This is a genomic window from Pseudomonas sp. IT-P100, from assembly GCF_949767185.1.
Lineage (GTDB): Bacteria > Pseudomonadota > Gammaproteobacteria > Pseudomonadales > Pseudomonadaceae > Aquipseudomonas > Aquipseudomonas fluorescens_B.
The window spans coordinates 1-17,542 of sequence record NZ_CATKQK010000044.1 but is presented as its reverse complement, the minus strand read 5'-3'; the positions used below and the strand labels follow the sequence as shown (position 1 = coordinate 17,542).

The window sequence follows — 17,542 nt, the reverse complement described above, 5'->3', positions numbered from 1 at the left end:
GGCCTGAGTAAACATGTGAATCTGGCTTCCCCCCCCCCCCACCAACACCCCCAAAGGATTAACCGCCATGACTACTCAAACTTCGAAAGTGGCCATCGTGACCGGTGCCTCTCGCGGCATCGGCGCCGTCATCGCCAGACAACTGGCCAGCGAGGGGTTCGCCGTCGCCATCAACTACGCCAGCAGCGCCGCCGAAGCCTCCGGACTGGTCGTGGAGTTGCGTCAGGCCGGCCATCAAGCCATAGCGATCAAGGCTGACGTGGCCAATGCCGACGACGTGCGCCGGATGTTCGATGAAACCGAAACGCAGCTGGGCAAAGTCGATGTGTTGATCAACAACGCCGGCATACTCAAAGTGATGCCGCTGGCGCAACACACGGACGAACTGTTCGACCAGAACTTCAACATTCACGCTCGCGGCACGTTCAACACGTTGCGTGAAGCGGCCACTCGCCTGAACAGCGGCGGACGGATCGTCAATTTTTCCAGCAGTACCGTCGGCATGAACCTGCCGGGCTACGCCGTGTACATCGCCAGCAAAGCGGCGGTGGAATCCCTGACTCAGGTGTTCGCCAAGGAAATGCGCGGTCGCCACATCACCGTCAATGCCGTCGCCCCGGGCCCGGTGGCGACCGATCTGTTCCTGCACGGCAAGAGCGAAGAACACATTCAAACCTTCGCCAGGATGCCGCCGCTGGAACGCCTGGCTCAGCCGGAAGACATCTCCCGCGTTGTGTCCTTCCTCGTCGGGCCGGATGCGGCTTGGGTCAACGGGCAAATCCTGCGGGTCAATGGCGGGTTGGTTTAAGCACGGAGAGCGCACCGACGCCTATGCTCAAAAGTGAGCAGGGAGACCGAGGGCGGCTGCACAGGCGACACCCACCTGACAGGAGGAACACATCATGCACACCACCATCATCATCTTCTTCGGCCTGGTCCTCCTCGCGCTGATGCTGTTCATCGGCGAAAAAATCGGCTTCGGTCGGCAGACCCTGACCTACAGCTTCATCGTCCTGTGGCTGGCCCTGACAATGATCAACGGCGCCATCGGCGTGGTCACTGCCGGCCAGCCCGTGACGACGGAACTGGTGGTCGGCAGTGTGGTGTTTGGTGTGCCGGTGGCAGCGCTGGTGCTGTTCATGGTGATGAGCAGCGAGACCTGACCTCAACGCACCAAATGCAAAAACTGCATGTGCCGCTCGTACTGATCGAGGATGTCGTTGATGACCTGCTCCTTGGTGTAGCCCACCAGATCGTAGTCCTGACTGCCCTCGCTCAAATGCACTTCGGCCCGATAATAACGACGATTGTTGAGTTCCTTGGAACCCATGCCGCCACGGGCGAAGGACGGCGTGAAGTAGCCACGCATCTGCACCTGATAGATGAACGGATGCTGCTCGCCGTGACCGATTTCCAGGCTGACGCTGTCGTTCGCCGGATCAGGCTGAGTGACCACGTTCAAGCCCTTCTCGACGAACACCGCCGTCACTTCTTCAATCGCCGGGCGCACCGTCGTGTCGAGGAAGCGATAGACCTCATCGCGCGACGGGAAATGCACCGCCTGGCTCAAACGCTGACGCCATCCGCCACGCCGGGAACCGGACACCGGCGCCAGGGAATGCAATTGGGCGATCTGCTTCTGTGACTCGAGATAAAACGCCTTGTGCAGACCCCACATCATCAGCAGCAAGATCAGCGAGAACGGCAACGACGTCAGCACCACCGCCGACTTCAGCGCGTCGATGCTGCCGGAGAACAGCAACGCACTGGTCACCAGCGCGGTCATCGCGCCCCAGAACACCCGCAGCCATTTCGGCCCGTCTTCATCCGGGTTGCCACCCTTGGCCGAGAGCGTCGACAGCACCACGGTGCCGGAATCGGCCGAGGTGACGAAGAACACGAAGCTGATGAACACCGTGACCGCAATCACGGTTTTGCTCCACGGGTAGGTTTCCAGCAGCAGGTAGAGGGTCATCGACGGGTTGTCGATGGCCGACATGCCGAGCGCGCTCATGCCGTGGTTGAGCACTTGGTCGATGGCGCTGTTACCGAAAATCGACATCCACGCGAGGGTGAAACCAAGCGGGATCAACAGCACCCCGAAGACGAATTCGCGGATGGTCCGGCCACGGGAAATCCGTGCGATGAACAGGCCCACGAACGGCGACCACGCGATCCACCAGGCCCAGTAGAACACCGTCCAGCCACCCAGCCAGTCGCTGGGTTTGTCGTAGGCGTAGAGGTCAAAACTCTTCATCGGCAACGCGCCGAGGTAGTCACCGATGTTCTGGATCAGGGTGTTGAGCAAGTGCTGCGTCGGGCCGGCGAACAACACGAACAGCAGCAGCGCACAGGCCAGCAGCATGTTGATGTCGGACATCACCCGCACGCCTTTATCGACGCCGGACACCGCGACGATGATCGCAGCGCCCATCATCAGCGTGATCAGGCCGACCTGAACCCACTGGGTGTGGGCGACGCCGAACAGGTAGTCGAGCCCCGAGTTGAGGTGCAACACCCCGAAGCCCATGTCGGCACCAAGGCCGAACACCGTGGCGATGATGCCGAAGCCATCCACCGCGTAACCGATCGGACCGTTGATGCGTTTGCCGATCAGCGGATACAGCGCCGAACGCAAGGCCAGCGGCAGGTTGTGGCGGTAGGCGAAATAGGCCAGCGCCATGCCGACGAAGGCAAACACGCCCCAGCCGTGCAGGCCCCAGTGCAGAAACAGAATCTGCATCGCCTGGCGCGCCGCGTCCGCGGTGCCGGCCTCGCCTTGGGGCGGTTGCGACAAATGGGTCAGCGGTTCGGACACGCAAAAGAAAAACAGCGTGATGCTGATCCCGGCGGCGAACAGCATGCCGGCCCAGGACAGGTAACTGAATTCGGGCTCGTCGTGGTCGGCACCGAGCTTGATCTTGCCGTAGCCGGACAAGGCGGTGACCACCACGAAGACCAGATACAGGGTCATCGCGAGCATGTAGTACCAGCCGACCGTGTTGGCCGCCCAGTTTTGCGCTTGCAGAAGCCAGGCGCCGGCCTGTTCAGGCATGGCGATGACGACGAGGCCGAAGAGCAGAATGAAGGTCGCGGCGAAGTAAAACACCGGCGGATTCATGCGGACCTGGCCGCTGGCGGGGGTAGACGGTGCACTCATGAAAGGTGCGCCTCAAGGGGGTGAAACCGGGCAATCAATAACGGACTCGGCAAGGGCAAGCCTCCTGTTGTGAGCGGGCAGCAAACCGGCGGTTTAACTTGAATGAGCGTTCAAGTTAAACATGAATAGGGTGCTAAGGACTAATCGCAAGGCTCGGCGGTACGGTGTGGCGAGGGAGCTTGCTCCCCCTGTGTCGCGAAGCGGCACCCCGGTTTTCGCCAGGAATGCGGCTGCTTCGCAACCGAGCGGGAGCAAGTTCCCTCGCCACAAAAACCTGTTGTGTACGCTAGCTCAAGGATGGGTATGACGTGGGGTTTGGGGGATTCGTTCAGTGGGAAATCAGTGAAATGCCATTATCTCGGTTCGGCTTGAAACCAATCGCGGGCAAGCCCACAGGTTTTGTGGCGTTCGCAAAATCCGGGTTCGACACAAGACCTGTGGGAGCGTGGCTTGCCCGCGATGGCGTCAGCAAGACCACTGGAGATGTCGAGACTTACTTCTGCGCCCCATCATCATGCTGCAGATTCGCCTGCGTCAGGTTGCACCCCGCCGGCACACTGCGCGTCAGCCAGACGTTACCGCCGATGGTCGAGCCCTTGCCGATGGTGATCCGCCCCAGAATCGTCGCACCGGCGTAGATCACCACATCATCCTCGACAATCGGATGCCGCGGATGGCCCTTCTGCAACTGGCCGTCTTCATCCGCCGGGAAACGTTTGGCGCCCAGGGTCACCGCCTGATAAATCCGCACGCGCTCGCCAATGATGGCGGTCTCGCCGATCACCACACCCGTCCCGTGATCGATGAAGAAGCTGCGGCCGATTTGCGCGCCCGGGTGGATATCGATACCGGTCGCCGAGTGAGCGATTTCTGCGCTGATCCGCGCCAGCAACGGCAGTCCGGCGCGGTACAAGTGATGCGCGAGGCGATGGTGAATCACCGCCAGAATCCCCGGATAGCACAGCAACACTTCATCGACGCTGCGAGCCGCCGGGTCACCGTGATAGGCCGCCAGCACGTCAGTGTCCAGCAGGCTGCGCAGCCCCGGCAGCGCCAGGGCGAAGTCCTGGATGATCTGGATCGTTTTGGCTTCGACTTCAGTGTCGGCCGAGGCGCTGTGGCGGGCGGCGTAACGCAATTCAAGCCGCGCCTGACCCAGCAACGCGTTCAGCGCAACGTCCAGCGTGTGGCCGACATAGAAGTCTTCACTCTCTTCACGCAAGTCCACCGGCCCCAGGCGCATCGGGAACAGCGCCCCGCACAGCGCTTCAAGAATCTCCGCCATGGCCGCTCGGGAGGGCAACTCGCGACCGCCCTGCTCGCCGCTGGCACGGCCGTTTTGCGCACGCCACTGGTCGCGCGCCGTGCGCAACTGGCTGACGATGGTCTGCAATTGCCAATGGCTGGAACGCTCGCTCACGGTAAAAACTCCACACGGGCGGCCGGAGTGTCTGGCCGCGCTGACGGCGATTACTTTACGGCAAGGTCTGGAAGCCGAATTAAGAACCGATTGTGCTGTGCTCAGCACTTTTGGCTATAAGTAATCTTGCCGGTTGCCCCTGCATATAGGCGTGCCTATAGTCCTGACATCTATCACCGCCAGTACGGACCCATGATCAAACAACAGCTCGCCCGCTTTGACCGCCTCGATCTGCTCGGCCACCCGACCCCTCTGGAAAAACTCGAACGCCTGTCGGCCTGGCTCGGCCGCGACGTCTACGTCAAACGCGACGACCTGACGCCGCTGGCGATGGGCGGTAACAAGCTGCGCAAACTCGAATACCTGGCCGCCGATGCGCTGGCCCAGGGTGCGGACACGCTGATCACAGCAGGTGCGTTGCAATCCAACCACGTGCGCCAGACAGCGGCTCTCGCAGCGAAACTGGGCCTGGGATGCGTAGCACTGCTGGAGAATCCTCTGGGCACCGACGACACCGACTATGTCGGCAACGGCAATCGGCTGTTGCTCGACCTGTTCGATACCAAGGTTGAGTTGGTGGAAAACCTCGACAACGCTGACGAGCAACTGGAGGCCTTGGCCGCACGCCTGCGCAGCAACGGCAAAAAACCGTATCTGGTGCCGATCGGTGGCTCGAACGCGTTGGGCGCTTTGGGTTATGTGCGCGCCGGGCTGGAACTGGCCGAGCAGATCAAGGACACCGGCCTGAATTTCGCGGCGGTGGTATTGGCCTCGGGCAGCGCCGGAACCCACAGCGGCCTGGCACTCGCGTTGAGCGAAGTATTGCCGGATTTGCCAGTGATTGGCGTGACGGTATCCCGTAGCGATGAAGATCAGCGGCCCAAGGTCCAGGGACTGGCCGAGCGTACCGCGGCGCTGTTGGGCGTGAGCTTGCCGGACAGTTTCAAGGTCGAGCTGTGGGACGAATATTTTGCTCCGCGCTATGGCGAGCCGAATGCCGGGACGCTGTCCGCGGTGAAGCTGGTGGCGAGCCAGGAAGGTTTGCTGCTGGACCCGGTGTATACCGGCAAGGCCATGGCCGGTTTGCTCGACGGGATTGGTCGTCAGCGTTTTGATCAAGGGCCGATCATCTTCCTGCACACCGGCGGGGCGCCGGCGTTGTTTGCCTACAAGGATTCACTAACTGGCTGAAGAGCGTTTGTGGCGAGGGAGCGTGCTCCCGCTGGGGCGAGGAGTGCCCCCAAAATTTGCGCTGCGGTGTTTCATTCGAATCGCGGTGATCGGGTTTTTCGACTGCTTCGATGCCGAGCGGGAGCAAGCTCCCTCGCCACAGGGGATCGAACTGACCGTATATGCAACAAAAGAATAACAAACAGAATATTTATTATTTTCCTATCTAAAAGCGTCGTCATATAGTCACGCCGCAGGCGAATTTGCAGCGAGACGCATACGCTTCTTTAGGGCAGGATATTGCAGTCGTCCAAATCCCGATTTTGCCAACATTCCTAAAAGCGTCTTCATAAGAAAACACAGGGGCTTGTCATGAATTTTTCCGCACTACGTCGAAATCTGCTGGTGGGTTCGCTGGGCCTGGCGCTGAGCGCCGGTCTGCTGGGGCAAGCGGTTGCCGGTGAGCAGCTGCAAAAAATCAAGGACGTGGGCGTGATCAACGTCGGTCTGGAAGGTACTTACCCACCGTTCAGTTTCGTCGATGCCGACGGCAAACTGGCCGGCTTCGAAGTCGAGTTCTCCGAAGCCCTGGCCAAAGAGCTGGGCGTGAAGGTCAAACTGCAACCGACCAAATGGGACGGCATCCTCGCGGCGCTGGAATCCAAGCGTCTGGACGCGGTGATCAACCAGGTGACCATCTCCGAAGAGCGCAAGAAGAAGTATGACTTCTCCGAGCCGTACACCGTTTCCGGGATTCAGGCGCTGACCCTGACCAAGAACAAAGACACCATCAAGACCGCCGCCGATCTGGCCGGCAAGAAAGTGGGCGTCGGCCTGGGCACCAACTACGAGCAGTGGGTGAAAGAGAATGTGCCCAAGGCAGACATCCGCACTTATGAAGATGATCCGACCAAATTCCAGGACCTGCGCGTCGGCCGTATCGACGCCATCCTGATCGACCGTCTCGCTGCACTGGAATACGCCAAGAAAGCCAAGGACACCTCCGCCGCCGGCGAAGCGTTCTCCCGTCAGGAAGCCGGTGTCGCCCTGCGCAAAGGCGAACCTGAGTTGCTGGCAGCGGTGAACAAGGCCATCGACAAGCTGCGTGCCGACGGTACGCTGAAAAAGCTTTCGGAAAAATACTTCAGCGCTGACGTCACTCAATAATGGAAGAAGCTTTCCAACTTGCGCTGGACTCCGCGCCCTTCCTGCTGAAGGGTGCGTACTACACGGTAATCCTCAGTCTGGGCGGAATGTTCTTCGGTCTGGTGATGGGTTTCGGCCTGGCGTTGATGCGTCTGTCGCGCTTCAAACTGGTGAGCTGGATCGCCCGCATCTACGTGTCGTTCTTTCGCGGCACGCCGTTGCTGGTGCAACTGTTCGTGATCTATTACGGCTTGCCGCAATTGGGTATCGAACTTGATCCACTGCCGGCGGCCCTGATCGGCTTCTCGCTGAACATGGCCGCCTACGCCTGCGAAATCCTGCGTTCGGCAATCAGTTCTATCGAGCGTGGCCAGTGGGAAGCCGCCGCGAGTATCGGCATGACCCGTGCGCAAACCCTGCGCCGGGCCATCCTGCCGCAGGCGATGCGCACGGCCCTGCCACCGCTGGGCAACAGCTTCATCTCGCTGGTCAAGGACACCGCACTGGCCGCCACCATCCAGGTGCCGGAACTGTTCCGCCAGGCGCAGCTGATTACCGCCCGGACCTTCGAAATTTTCACCATGTATCTTGCCGCCGCGCTGATCTACTGGATTCTGGCCACGGTGCTTTCGCACCTGCAGAACAAGTTGGAAGAGCGGGTCAATCGGCACGACCAGGAGTCCTGACCCCATGATTGTCGTGGAAAAACTGACAAAGCAGTTCAAGGGTCAAGTCGTGCTCAACGGCATCGATCTGGAGGTGAAGGAAGGCGAGGTCGTCGCGATCATCGGGCCAAGTGGCTCGGGGAAAACCACGTTCCTGCGTTGCCTGAACTTCCTGGAAGAACCCACCAGCGGCCGGATCAAGGTCGGCGACATCGAAATCGATGGCAGCCGCCCGCTGAACCAGCAGCAGAACCTGGTGCGACGCCTGCGTCAGCACGTCGGCTTCGTGTTCCAGAACTTCAACCTGTTTCCCCATCGAACCGCCCTGGAAAACGTCATCGAAGGCCCGATCATCGTGAAGAAGATCCCTCACGCCGAAGCCGTCGCCCTGGGTAAAAAGCTGTTGGCCAGGGTTGGCCTCGCGGGCAAGGAAGATGCTTACCCGCGACGACTCTCCGGTGGGCAGCAACAGCGTGTGGCGATTGCCCGCGCGCTCGCGATGGAGCCGGAAGTGATCCTGTTCGATGAACCCACCTCAGCGCTCGATCCGGAGTTGGTGGGTGAAGTGCTGGCGACCATTCGCAGCCTGGCTGAAGAGAATCGCACCATGGTCATCGTTACTCACGAAATGGGTTTTGCCCGAGACGTGGCCAACCGCGTGGTGTTTTTCGACAAGGGGGTGATCGTCGAGCAAGGCGAAGCCAAGGCGCTGTTTGCCAATCCTAAAGAAGAACGTACAAAGCAGTTTCTCAGCAAGTTTCTGAACAATTCTCACAACTGAGCTGCGATGACAAAGTGTTAACTTCCACGGATGGAAGTAACATTGCACGGTCATAATCTTCCTTACGAAAACTCGAATTATTTATCTTTCCTTTAATATCGTGTGCGGTACATATCTATGTCCTGCTACCGATAAACCTCGCCTAAAATCTCTCGAGACGCTTCGCCCTCAGTGTGCACGGGATCTGCATATTCGGCGCGCAAACACCGCTGATTCAGTGGTCATGTTCGACAGCACGCTGCGGCTTCTTAACCTCAAAGTGTAGGAGACTTCTGAATAACGTCAGATTCATTACTCAACTAACTCATTCTATTGACAGTTATTCATGCGCACTCTTATCTAGTCGCCAGCCGATGTAATCACTGACGGTTCAATCATTGTTTTCATACGAAGTAATGATCCGTTTATTACTCAGCACTTCAGCTCTTTCAGAAACGGACTTCGCTGCAAGACTTCAAGGAGAAACCCATGAAAAACACTTCGAACAAACCCGAACTTGCGGCGCCGATCGTGGCGCAATCACACAAGAGCGGCATCAACATCAGCTCGGCAGCTCATCTGCTGATCGACGTCGCGCCTTACTCCGGCATGGATGAAGGCGACTTGATCGAGCTGTTCTGGGATAACTGCTACGTGGCCTCCAGAGTGCTGAATACCCAGGACGTCGGGAAAGCGATCAGTCTGCGAGTGCCGGAAAGCTTCATCGCCAATGGCTCCTCACGCCTTCACTATCGGCTCATGCAGGTCGGCCAGGGGCCTGCGCTGTCACCGGCAACCCGTGTACAGGTCAAGCTCGACTGCCCCGGCGGCCAGCCATCTGCGCTGTGTGGTGACGAAAACCAGCGCCTGGCGCCGGTGGGCATTCCTGAAACCATCCGTCGTCAGGGCGTCAACCCGAACCAGATCAAGCGCGGCGTTCCCTTGACCATAGAGCCGTACCTGAACATGGCCGCCGACGATGAAATCACCGTGCGCTGGGGCGATGTGCGCATGGACCTGCCACGCCTCAAGGCGAGCGACGTGGGTGAGCCGATTCAAGTCTGGGTGCCGCCCGCGATCATTCTCGAAGCCGGCGAAGACCTGCGGCTGGAAGTGACTTACTGCATCCTCGACCGCGTGGGTAACAATTCCCGATGGGCACCGGCGCGCACGCTGAAAATCGGATGTGCGAATCCCTATTTAAAGGTCCGGCCAAAGGAACCGCTCATGGCTGCAGAGCCCCGAAAACACTGAACGTTGTGCGTTCACTGTAGGAGCGAAGCTTGCTCGCGAAGGCGTCAGCCTTTGACGCACCCAGTCATCGTTCTTCGCGAGCAAGCCAGACCGCACCGTTCGCTCCTACAGACTGATCTCGGGCGGTGTGTTGCTACAAAAACAAAGTGTTGCCCTGCGTACAGTTGCTCACGACACACTTCTATTCATATTCCTAAAAGTTAGTTTATTTATTTTTTATACGCGCTTAGGGTATATGCACCGGACCACCGGACATTCTTGTTTTTACTTCGCTGCACTCATCGCAGCGTTCCATGAGATGTGAGGTAGGTATGGTCCGGAACACAATCACCCCAGTGCAGATCGCCAGGGCATTGCGTGCAGCCAAGGAGCGGCACTGATGTCCAGTCTGGCAGAAGCAACCCTCCAGAGTGATCTGGATATCGCCCCCCTGTTGTTGCCCGCGCAGGTTTTGCGCAACGACGCGCAAGCCATCAAGGCCGCCCATGAGCTGGCGCACGTCGCCCGCTTGCAAGCGGCCAAACGTGATCAGCAGCGCAGGTTGCCATGGTCGGAAATCGAACAGTTCACCCGCAGCGGCCTGGGCAGCATTACCATCCCGCGCGAGTACGGTGGCCCGCAGGTTTCATTCGTCACACTGGCCGAGGTGTTCGCGATCATTTCCGCGGCCGACCCGGCATTGGGACAGATCCCGCAGAACCAGTTCGGCATTCTCAACCTGGTGCTCGGCAGCGCCACCGAAGCGCAGAAAAAGCAGCTGTTCAAAAGCGTGCTCGAAGGCTGGCGCATCGGCAATGCCGGGCCGGAACGCGGGACCAAAAACACCCTTGAACTCAAGGCACGGATCACTGCCGACGGTGATGGTTTTGTCATCAGCGGACAGAAGTTTTATTCCACTGGCGCCCTGTTCGCCCACTGGGTCGCGGTCAAGGCGCTGAACGACGACGGCAAGCAAGTGCTGGCTTTTGTCCGTCGCGGCACTCCGGGGCTGCGCATCGTCGATGACTGGTCCGGTTTCGGCCAGCGCACCACCGCCAGCGGCACCATTTTGCTCAACAACGTGCGGGTCGACGCCGAGCTTGTTGTGGATAACTGGAAGATCAATGACAAGCCGAACATTCAGGGCGCGGTTTCACAGCTGATTCAAGCGGCAATCGATGCCGGCATCGCTCGCGGCGCCATCGATGATGCCATCGAATTCGTGAAGACCCGCGCGCGGCCGTGGATCGACGCCAAGGTCGAACGCGCCAGCGACGACCTGTACGTGATTGCTGATATTGGCAAACTGAAAATCGAACTGCACGCCGCCGAAGCGCTGCTGCGCAAGGCCGGGCAAGTGCTTGATCAAGTCAACGCCGTGCCGCTCACCGCCGACTCCGCTGCGCGGGCTTCGATTGCCGTGGCCGAAGCCAAGGTGCTGACCACCGAAATCTCGCTGCTGGCCAGCGAAAAACTTTTCGAACTGGCCGGCAGCCGCGCCACCCTCGCCGAATTCAACCTTGACCGCCACTGGCGCAACGCCCGCGTGCACACGCTGCACGACCCGGTGCGCTGGAAATATCACGCGGTCGGCGCGTACCACCTCAACGGCACGCTGCCGGCTCGCCATTCCTGGATCTGACGACCCGATATCTGGAGAAACCTATGACTCTTTCTCACCACGTCGCGGTCATCACCGGCGATGAACAAGCCCTGATCGTCGCCACTGATCTGGCTGAAGATTTCAGACGCGACAGCGCCCTGCGCGACCGCGAGCGCCGTTTGCCGCACCCTGAACTGGAAGTGTTTTCCCGCTCGGGCCTGTGGGGCATCAGCGTGCCGAAGGAGTACGGCGGCGCTGGCGTTTCGAACGTCACGCTGGCCAAGGTGATTGCCCTGATCGCCCAGGCTGACGGCTCCCTCGGACAAATTCCGCAGAACCATTTTTATGCCCTCGAAGTGCTGCGAGTGAATGGCAGCGAAGAGCAGAAAAAACGCCTCTACGCAGAAGTGCTCGCTGGTCAGCGCTTCGGCAACGCGCTCGCCGAACTCGGCACCAAGACCGCCCACGACCGCGTCACCAGCCTGACTCGAGACGGTGACGGCTATCGCATCAACGGCCGCAAGTTCTACGCCACGGGTGCGATCTACGCACAACGCATCCCGACGTCAGTGGTGGATGAAAACGGCGTGCAGCAACTGGCATTCGTCCCGCGCGACAGCAAAGGCCTGACCGTCATCGATGACTGGAGCGGCTTCGGTCAGCGCACCACCGGCAGCGGTTCGGTAGTGTTCGAAGACGTATACGTCGCCGCCGCAGACGTCATCGCGTTTCAAAGTGCCTTCGAACGCCCGACCCCGGTCGGCCCGCTGGCGCAGATACTTCACGCCGCCATCGACACCGGCATCGCCCGCGCCGCCTATGAAGACGCACTGCATTTCGTGCGAACCAAAACCCGGCCATGGATCGACGCCACGCATGAAAAAGCCACCGATGACCCGCTGACCATCAAGAGCTTCGGCCATCTGAGCATCCGCTTGCACGCAGCAGAAGCGCTGCTGGAGCGTTCCGGCGAATTCCTCGACAAGGCCCAGGCCGAGACCAACGCCGAGACTGTCGCTGCGGCATCGATTGCCGTCGCCGAAGCCCGCGCCATCAGCACCGAAATCTCCCTCGCTGCCGGCAGCACGCTGTTCGAATTGGCCGGCAGCCAGGCAACCCTGATCGAACACGGACTGGATCGCCACTGGCGCAACGCTCGGGTGCACACGCTGCACGACCCGGTGCGCTGGAAGTATCACGCCGTGGGCAACTACTACCTCAACGATGAAAACCCGCCGCTGCGGGGGACCATCTGATGGCCGACGCGAAAAAGAAGATCCTGCTCAACGCGTTCAACATGAACTGCATCGGGCACATCAACCATGGTTTGTGGACGCATCCACGGGACACCTCCACCCAATACAAAACCATCGAATACTGGACCGAACTGGCGCAATTGCTGGAGCGTGGACTGTTCGACGGTTTGTTCATCGCCGACATCGTCGGCGTGTACGACGTCTACCAGAACTCGGCGGACGTGCCGCTGAAAGAGTCGATCCAGCTGCCAGTCAACGACCCGTTGCTGCTGGTCTCGGCGATGGCCGCCGTCACCAAAAACCTTGGCTTCGGGCTGACCGCCAACCTGACTTACGAACCGCCCTATCTGTTCGCCCGGCGCATGTCGACGCTCGATCACCTGAGTCGCGGTCGGGTCGGCTGGAACATCGTCACCGGTTACCTCGACAGCGCCGCCAAGGCCATGGGCCTGAGCGAGCAAGTTGAGCACGACCGTCGTTACGACCAGGCTGATGAATACCTCGAGGTGCTCTACAAACTCTGGGAAGGCAGTTGGGAAAACGGTGCAGTGCTCAACGATCCCAAACAGCGGATCTACGCGCAACCGGACAAAGTGCACAGGATCGAACACAAGGGCGAGTTCTATCAGGTCGAGGGTTATCACCTCTGCGAACCGTCGCCGCAGCGTACGCCGGTGCTGTTCCAGGCCGGCAGTTCGGATCGCGGCTTGCTGTTCGCCGGGCGCCACGCGGAGTGCGTATTCATCAGCGGGCAGAACAAACCATCGACCAGGGTCCAGGTGGACAAGGTCCGCGCCAGCGCCGTCGAGGCCGGGCGTAATCCCGAAGACATCAAGGTGTTCATGGGGCTGAACGTGATCGTCGGCGCCACCGAAGAGCTGGCCTGGGCCAAGCATGCCGAGTACTTGAGCTACGCCAGCGCCGAGGCCGGCGTGGCGCATTTCTCGGCGTCGACCGGGATCGATTTTTCCGAGTACGAACTCGACGAACCGATCCAGTACGTGAAGAGCAACGCGATTCAGTCGGCCACCAAGAACCTGCAAAACAACGACTGGACGCGACGCAAGTTGCTCGAGCAACACGCCCTCGGTGGCCGCTACATCACCGTGGTGGGCTCGCCGGAGCAAGTGGCCGATGAACTGGAATCGTGGATCGCCGAAACCGGGCTGGATGGCTTCAACCTGACGCGGATTGTCACGCCGGAAAGCTATGTGGACTTCATTGCACAGGTGATTCCGGAGTTGCAGCGGCGTGGGTCGTACAAGACCGCCTATGACAACGGCAGCTTGCGGGAAAAGCTGTTTCACGGCGAAGCGCATTTGCCTGAGCAACACACCGGCTCTCACTACCGACACTGATCCCCTGTGGCGAGGGAGCTTGCTCCCGCTCGACTGCGCAGCAGTCGCAAAACCCGCAGACTGTTTTTACCTGACGCACCTCATCGAATGGCTTTGGGGCTGCTCCGCAGCCCAGCGGGAGCAAGCTCCCTCGCCACCAATGCGTTCACACATTGTTAATTGACTGGAATAACCATCATGACCAAGCACTACCTCTCTCACCCAGTCAAAGCACTGGCCCTGGCCCTCGGCCTTTTCAGCTCCATCACCTTCGGCGCCGACGCGCCGCTGAAAGTCGGCACCACCGCCGCGTTCGCCATCCCCCTGGAGGCCGCCGTCGAGGAAGCCAACAAACAAGGCCTGAAAGTCGAACTTGTCGAGTTCACCGACTGGATCGCGCCCAACGTCAGCCTCGCCGCCGGCGACATCGACGTGAACTACTTCCAGCACGTCCCGTTCCTGGAAAATGCCAGGGCCGCCTCCGGTTTTGACCTGGTGCCGTTCGCGCCGGGCATCATCAACAACGTCGGCCTCTACTCGAAGAAATACAAAAGCTTCGACGAGCTGCCGGAAGGCGCCAGCGTGGCCATCGCCAACGACCCGATCAACAGCGGTCGCGGCCTGCAACTGCTGGCCAAGGCCGGGCTGATCACGCTCAAACCGGGTGTCGGCTACAAGGCCACCGAAGAAGACATCATCGCCAACCCGAAGAAAATCAAAATCCTTCAGGTCGAAGCCGTGCAACTGGTACGCGCCTACGATGATGCCGATCTGGTTCAGGGCTACCCGGCGTACGTTCGCCTGGCGAAAACCTTCGACGCCGGTTCCGCGCTGCTGTTCGACGGCCTCGATCACAAGGAATACGTGATCCAGTTCGTGATCCAGCCAAAAAGCAAAACCGACCCGCGCCTGATCAAATTCGTCGACATCTACCAGCATTCGCCCGCCGTTCGCGCCGCCCTCGACAAGGCTCACGGCAAGCTCTACCAAGCCGGTTGGGAAAGCTGAACATGACGGCCGCTATCCAACGGCGACTGGAAATTCCAGAGCCTCAGAACGCCGAACAGACTGAACTGCACCCAGACCTGAACCGTGCCCACGTGCGCTTCATCGGCCTGGGCAAAACCTACAACGGCCAGCAAGGTCCGGTGGCCGCACTTCAGGGCATTGACCTGGCGATCCAGCGCGGTGAAGTGTTCGGCATCATCGGCCGCAGCGGCGCCGGCAAGTCGTCGCTGATCCGCACCATCAACCGCCTAGAACAACCGAGCACGGGGCGCGTGCTGATCGATCAGGTGGACATCGGCGAGTTCGATGAAGACCGCCTGGTCACGCTGCGTCGGCGCATCGGCATGATCTTCCAGCACTTCAACCTGATGTCGGCCAAGACCGTTTGGCAGAACGTCGAATTGCCGCTCAAAGTCGCCGGCGTGCCTAAGGAAAAACGCGAGCGGAAAGTCCGCGAACTGCTGGAACTGGTCGGCCTGCAAGAGAAACACACAGCCTACCCGGCACAGCTTTCCGGTGGACAGAAACAGCGCGTCGGCATTGCTCGCGCCCTGGTGCACGACCCGGCGATTCTGCTGTGCGACGAAGCCACGTCGGCACTGGACCCGGAGACCACGCAATCGATCCTCGGCCTGCTGCGCGAGATCAATCAGCGACTGGGGCTGACCATCGTGCTGATCACTCACGAAATGGCGGTGATCCGCGATATCTGCGACCGCGTCGTCGTGCTGGAACACGGGCGAATCGTCGAGCAAGGCCCGGTCTGGGAAGTCTTCGGCAACCCGCAGCATGAGGTCAGCAAAACCTTGCTCGCACCGTTGCAACACGCGTTGCCAGAAGAGCTGCAGAGTCGTTTGCAGGCACAGCCTCAATCTTCGGATGCCGCCGTGGTCCTGCGTTTGCAATTCACCGGCAGCGCCACGGACGAGCCGGATCTTGCAGCGTTGTTCGCCGCACTCGGTGGCCGCGTGCGCTTGCTGCAAGGCGGCGTCGAACGGATTCAGGGCCATGCACTGGGGCAATTGTTGCTGGCGGTGGCCGGCTCGTCCCTCGGCGCCGAAGAACTGCGCCAGCGCGCCGGTCATTGGGCACAACAGGTGGAGGTGCTGGGTTATGTGGTTTGATCGCTTGCTGCAGGGTTTCATCGACACGTTTTTGATGGTGGGCGTGTCGTCACTGATCGCGCTGCTGGCGGGTATTCCACTGGCGGTGATCCTGGTGACCAGCTCCAAAGGCGGGATCTACGAAGCACCGGCACTGAACCGCGCGTTGGGTGCGTTCGTGAACCTGTTTCGCTCGATTCCGTTCTTGATTTTGATGGTGGCGTTGATCCCGTTCACGCGGTTGATCGTGGGCACCACTTACGGTGTCTGGGCTGCTGTAGTACCGCTAACCATTGCGGCCACGCCTTTCTTTGCGCGCATCGCGGAAGTCAGTTTGCGTGAGGTGGATTTCGGCTTGATCGAAGCGGCGCAAGCGATGGGGTGCCGGCGCTGGCATATCGTTTGGCATGTGTTGCTGCCCGAGGCGCTGCCGGGGATCGTGGGTGGTTTCACCATTACGTTGGTGACGATGATCAACTCATCGGCCATGGCCGGGGCGATTGGTGCTGGCGGGTTGGGGGACATCGCGTATCGGTATGGGTATCAGCGGTTTGATAGCCAGATCATGCTGACGGTGATTGTGTTGCTGGTGGTGTTGGTGGCGGTGATTCAGTTGGGCGGGGATCGGTTGGCGCGGGGATTGAATAAACGCTAGGCAGATGTGAACACTTACTAGGTTGAAATGGAGCGGGTAACCCGCTCCAATCGACATACCACTCCCCCTTAAGCATGCCGATTCAGATACGACTGACTCAAAGCGTCCGCAGCAAATACAAGGCTATCCGCGTTCACGGCTGCCATTTCGGCGCGCAAGTATATATCAGCATTAAAAGTTGATATCGCGGTATGGATATCCATTCCAGACCCAACTCTTCCGTCATATTTTTCAACAACACTAATAAAATCGCTATGAACATCTGTAAATGAGTTCAGATAGTCCAGACTCATTCCCCCCTGCATAATAATTTCAGACACTCGACTCTCCTGAAAAATGTACTGAGTAACACTACGACCCACAGTCCAATCAGCACTTGAGCTTAAATAAAAACCATCCAGTGCACCGGGCCCAACCGCTGCAATGTTATTCACACCCGTTAGATGGAGTACTTCATGACCAAAAAACACATTTAGCTTCCCGGTATTAATCATATCAATGCTAACCGCTATTCTTCCATGGACATCACTGACATCCACCTCTCCGTAAAAGTTTTTATTATCGGTTTCAAACCCTATAAACTTATAATTTCCTCGGCTCCCTTGGTACTCTCTCACTAGGGCTTCCCCCCGACTCCAGGAGTCCAGAACTTTGTTCGCAACGACGCCGTACGCGGGACCAAAGTGACTCTGCATAATGTCTCCAACTCCGGAGAAATCTGAGAGCAGTGCACGTTGAGCATCAGAAAATATACGCTCCCGCTTGAGCAATTCCGATCTGACAATATCTCTTTGCTCTGCTGAAAACTGGTCTAGTCCACGCGCGACAATCTTTGCACCAAATGACAGACTCCGTTCAATTTTATCCCCCTCCCCCTCATAAAAACGGCCATCCACATCTTCGAGATTGACTGGGTGATTCGAAACAAATAAAAAAAGATTAAGGCCGTTTATAGAGCCCGCCGGATCCGGGGATATCCACCGTTGCAACCATGGTGCGCTATACCGAAATCCGTAGTAACAAAGC

16 protein-coding genes are annotated in these 17,542 nt (G+C 59.2%); 13 read left to right on the top strand and 3 right to left on the bottom strand.

Annotated features, from left to right (window positions below; translation table 11 throughout):
• Nucleotides 1-67: 67 nt before the first annotated feature.
• Both ACM6IQ_RS22305 and ACM6IQ_RS22300 read left to right on the top strand, forming a co-directional pair.
• On the top strand, nucleotides 68-808 hold the full coding sequence (locus ACM6IQ_RS22305; RefSeq protein WP_414879885.1) for an SDR family oxidoreductase: 741 nt from the start codon (nucleotides 68-70) through the stop codon (nucleotides 806-808).
• Nucleotides 809-902: 94 nt separating this feature from the next.
• Entirely contained in the window at nucleotides 903-1,163 is a 261-nt protein-coding gene (locus ACM6IQ_RS22300; RefSeq protein WP_017335900.1) for a hypothetical protein, read from the top strand.
• A 2-nt stretch (nucleotides 1,164-1,165) separates the two neighbouring features.
• Here the strand turns inward: ACM6IQ_RS22300 and betT are convergent, their stop codons facing one another.
• Both betT and epsC read right to left on the bottom strand, forming a co-directional pair.
• Nucleotides 1,166-3,121, bottom strand: a complete 1,956-nt coding sequence (betT, locus tag ACM6IQ_RS22295; protein WP_193393013.1) for a choline transporter BetT — start codon at nucleotides 3,119-3,121, stop codon at nucleotides 1,166-1,168.
• Nucleotides 3,122-3,653: 532 nt separating this feature from the next.
• Nucleotides 3,654-4,580, bottom strand: a complete 927-nt coding sequence (gene epsC / locus ACM6IQ_RS22290) for a serine O-acetyltransferase EpsC (RefSeq protein ID WP_017335898.1) — start codon at nucleotides 4,578-4,580, stop codon at nucleotides 3,654-3,656.
• A 192-nt stretch (nucleotides 4,581-4,772) separates the two neighbouring features.
• On the opposite strand from epsC, the gene ACM6IQ_RS22285 reads away from it, so the two are divergent.
• From ACM6IQ_RS22285 to ACM6IQ_RS22235, 11 genes are all read left to right on the top strand, one after another.
• A complete protein-coding gene (locus ACM6IQ_RS22285; protein WP_017335897.1) occupies nucleotides 4,773-5,771 on the top strand; it encodes a D-cysteine desulfhydrase in 999 nt (332 codons plus the stop codon).
• Between the two features lie 351 nt (nucleotides 5,772-6,122).
• Nucleotides 6,123-6,917 (top strand): cystine ABC transporter substrate-binding protein, encoded by a 795-nt coding sequence (gene tcyJ / locus ACM6IQ_RS22280; RefSeq protein WP_414879884.1) that lies wholly within the window; start codon nucleotides 6,123-6,125, stop codon nucleotides 6,915-6,917.
• Nucleotides 6,917-7,582: a cystine ABC transporter permease gene (tcyL, locus tag ACM6IQ_RS22275; RefSeq protein ID WP_414879883.1), complete on the top strand. Its 666-nt coding sequence runs from the start codon at nucleotides 6,917-6,919 to the stop codon at nucleotides 7,580-7,582. Before tcyJ ends, tcyL begins: the two co-directional genes overlap by 1 nt.
• 4 nt (nucleotides 7,583-7,586) lie before the next feature.
• Nucleotides 7,587-8,342 carry an L-cystine ABC transporter ATP-binding protein TcyN gene (tcyN, locus tag ACM6IQ_RS22270; protein WP_017335894.1) on the top strand — a complete coding sequence of 252 codons (756 nt, stop codon included), beginning with the start codon at nucleotides 7,587-7,589 and terminating at the stop codon, nucleotides 8,340-8,342.
• A 468-nt stretch (nucleotides 8,343-8,810) separates the two neighbouring features.
• Nucleotides 8,811-9,575: a hypothetical protein gene (locus ACM6IQ_RS22265; RefSeq protein ID WP_017335893.1), complete on the top strand. Its 765-nt coding sequence runs from the start codon at nucleotides 8,811-8,813 to the stop codon at nucleotides 9,573-9,575.
• A 379-nt stretch (nucleotides 9,576-9,954) separates the two neighbouring features.
• On the top strand, nucleotides 9,955-11,196 hold the full coding sequence (locus tag ACM6IQ_RS22260; protein WP_414879882.1) for an SfnB family sulfur acquisition oxidoreductase: 1,242 nt from the start codon (nucleotides 9,955-9,957) through the stop codon (nucleotides 11,194-11,196).
• A 23-nt stretch (nucleotides 11,197-11,219) separates the two neighbouring features.
• On the top strand, nucleotides 11,220-12,413 hold the full coding sequence (locus tag ACM6IQ_RS22255; protein ID WP_414879881.1) for an SfnB family sulfur acquisition oxidoreductase: 1,194 nt from the start codon (nucleotides 11,220-11,222) through the stop codon (nucleotides 12,411-12,413).
• Nucleotides 12,413-13,771 carry an LLM class flavin-dependent oxidoreductase gene (locus ACM6IQ_RS22250; protein WP_414879880.1) on the top strand — a complete coding sequence of 453 codons (1,359 nt, stop codon included), beginning with the start codon at nucleotides 12,413-12,415 and terminating at the stop codon, nucleotides 13,769-13,771. The genes ACM6IQ_RS22255 and ACM6IQ_RS22250 overlap by 1 nt, the downstream gene beginning before the upstream one ends.
• A gap of 177 nt (nucleotides 13,772-13,948) precedes the next feature.
• Nucleotides 13,949-14,758, top strand: coding sequence for a MetQ/NlpA family ABC transporter substrate-binding protein (locus ACM6IQ_RS22245; protein WP_017335889.1), 810 nt, complete (start codon nucleotides 13,949-13,951; stop codon nucleotides 14,756-14,758).
• 2 nt (nucleotides 14,759-14,760) lie between these two features.
• A complete protein-coding gene (locus tag ACM6IQ_RS22240) occupies nucleotides 14,761-15,882 on the top strand; it encodes a methionine ABC transporter ATP-binding protein (protein WP_414879879.1) in 1,122 nt (373 codons plus the stop codon).
• On the top strand, nucleotides 15,872-16,516 hold the full coding sequence (locus tag ACM6IQ_RS22235; protein ID WP_017335887.1) for a methionine ABC transporter permease: 645 nt from the start codon (nucleotides 15,872-15,874) through the stop codon (nucleotides 16,514-16,516). The genes ACM6IQ_RS22240 and ACM6IQ_RS22235 overlap by 11 nt, the downstream gene beginning before the upstream one ends.
• Nucleotides 16,517-16,584: 68 nt before the next feature.
• Here ACM6IQ_RS22235 and ACM6IQ_RS22230 read toward each other — a convergent pair.
• The coding region (locus ACM6IQ_RS22230; RefSeq protein ID WP_414879878.1) for an RHS repeat-associated core domain-containing protein at nucleotides 16,585-17,542 on the bottom strand (958 nt) is incomplete at its 5' end.

What these genes read in the sequence shown, in the direction of transcription:
- ACM6IQ_RS22305 (WP_414879885.1), top strand. Translation starts at nt 68, where the DNA reads ATGACTACTCAAACTTCGAAAGTGGCCATCGTGACCGGTGCCTCTCGC.
- ACM6IQ_RS22300 (WP_017335900.1), top strand. Translation starts at nt 903, where the DNA reads ATGCACACCACCATCATCATCTTCTTCGGCCTGGTCCTCCTCGCGCTG.
- betT (WP_193393013.1), bottom strand. Translation starts at nt 3,121, where the DNA reads ATGAATCCGCCGGTGTTTTACTTCGCCGCGACCTTCATTCTGCTCTTC.
- ACM6IQ_RS22285 (WP_017335897.1), top strand. Translation starts at nt 4,773, where the DNA reads ATGATCAAACAACAGCTCGCCCGCTTTGACCGCCTCGATCTGCTCGGC.
- tcyJ (WP_414879884.1), top strand. Translation starts at nt 6,123, where the DNA reads ATGAATTTTTCCGCACTACGTCGAAATCTGCTGGTGGGTTCGCTGGGC.
- tcyL (WP_414879883.1), top strand. Translation starts at nt 6,917, where the DNA reads ATGGAAGAAGCTTTCCAACTTGCGCTGGACTCCGCGCCCTTCCTGCTG.
- tcyN (WP_017335894.1), top strand. Translation starts at nt 7,587, where the DNA reads ATGATTGTCGTGGAAAAACTGACAAAGCAGTTCAAGGGTCAAGTCGTG.
- ACM6IQ_RS22265 (WP_017335893.1), top strand. Translation starts at nt 8,811, where the DNA reads ATGAAAAACACTTCGAACAAACCCGAACTTGCGGCGCCGATCGTGGCG.
- ACM6IQ_RS22260 (WP_414879882.1), top strand. Translation starts at nt 9,955, where the DNA reads ATGTCCAGTCTGGCAGAAGCAACCCTCCAGAGTGATCTGGATATCGCC.
- ACM6IQ_RS22255 (WP_414879881.1), top strand. Translation starts at nt 11,220, where the DNA reads ATGACTCTTTCTCACCACGTCGCGGTCATCACCGGCGATGAACAAGCC.
- ACM6IQ_RS22250 (WP_414879880.1), top strand. Translation starts at nt 12,413, where the DNA reads ATGGCCGACGCGAAAAAGAAGATCCTGCTCAACGCGTTCAACATGAAC.
- ACM6IQ_RS22245 (WP_017335889.1), top strand. Translation starts at nt 13,949, where the DNA reads ATGACCAAGCACTACCTCTCTCACCCAGTCAAAGCACTGGCCCTGGCC.
- ACM6IQ_RS22240 (WP_414879879.1), top strand. Translation starts at nt 14,761, where the DNA reads ATGACGGCCGCTATCCAACGGCGACTGGAAATTCCAGAGCCTCAGAAC.
- ACM6IQ_RS22235 (WP_017335887.1), top strand. Translation starts at nt 15,872, where the DNA reads ATGTGGTTTGATCGCTTGCTGCAGGGTTTCATCGACACGTTTTTGATG.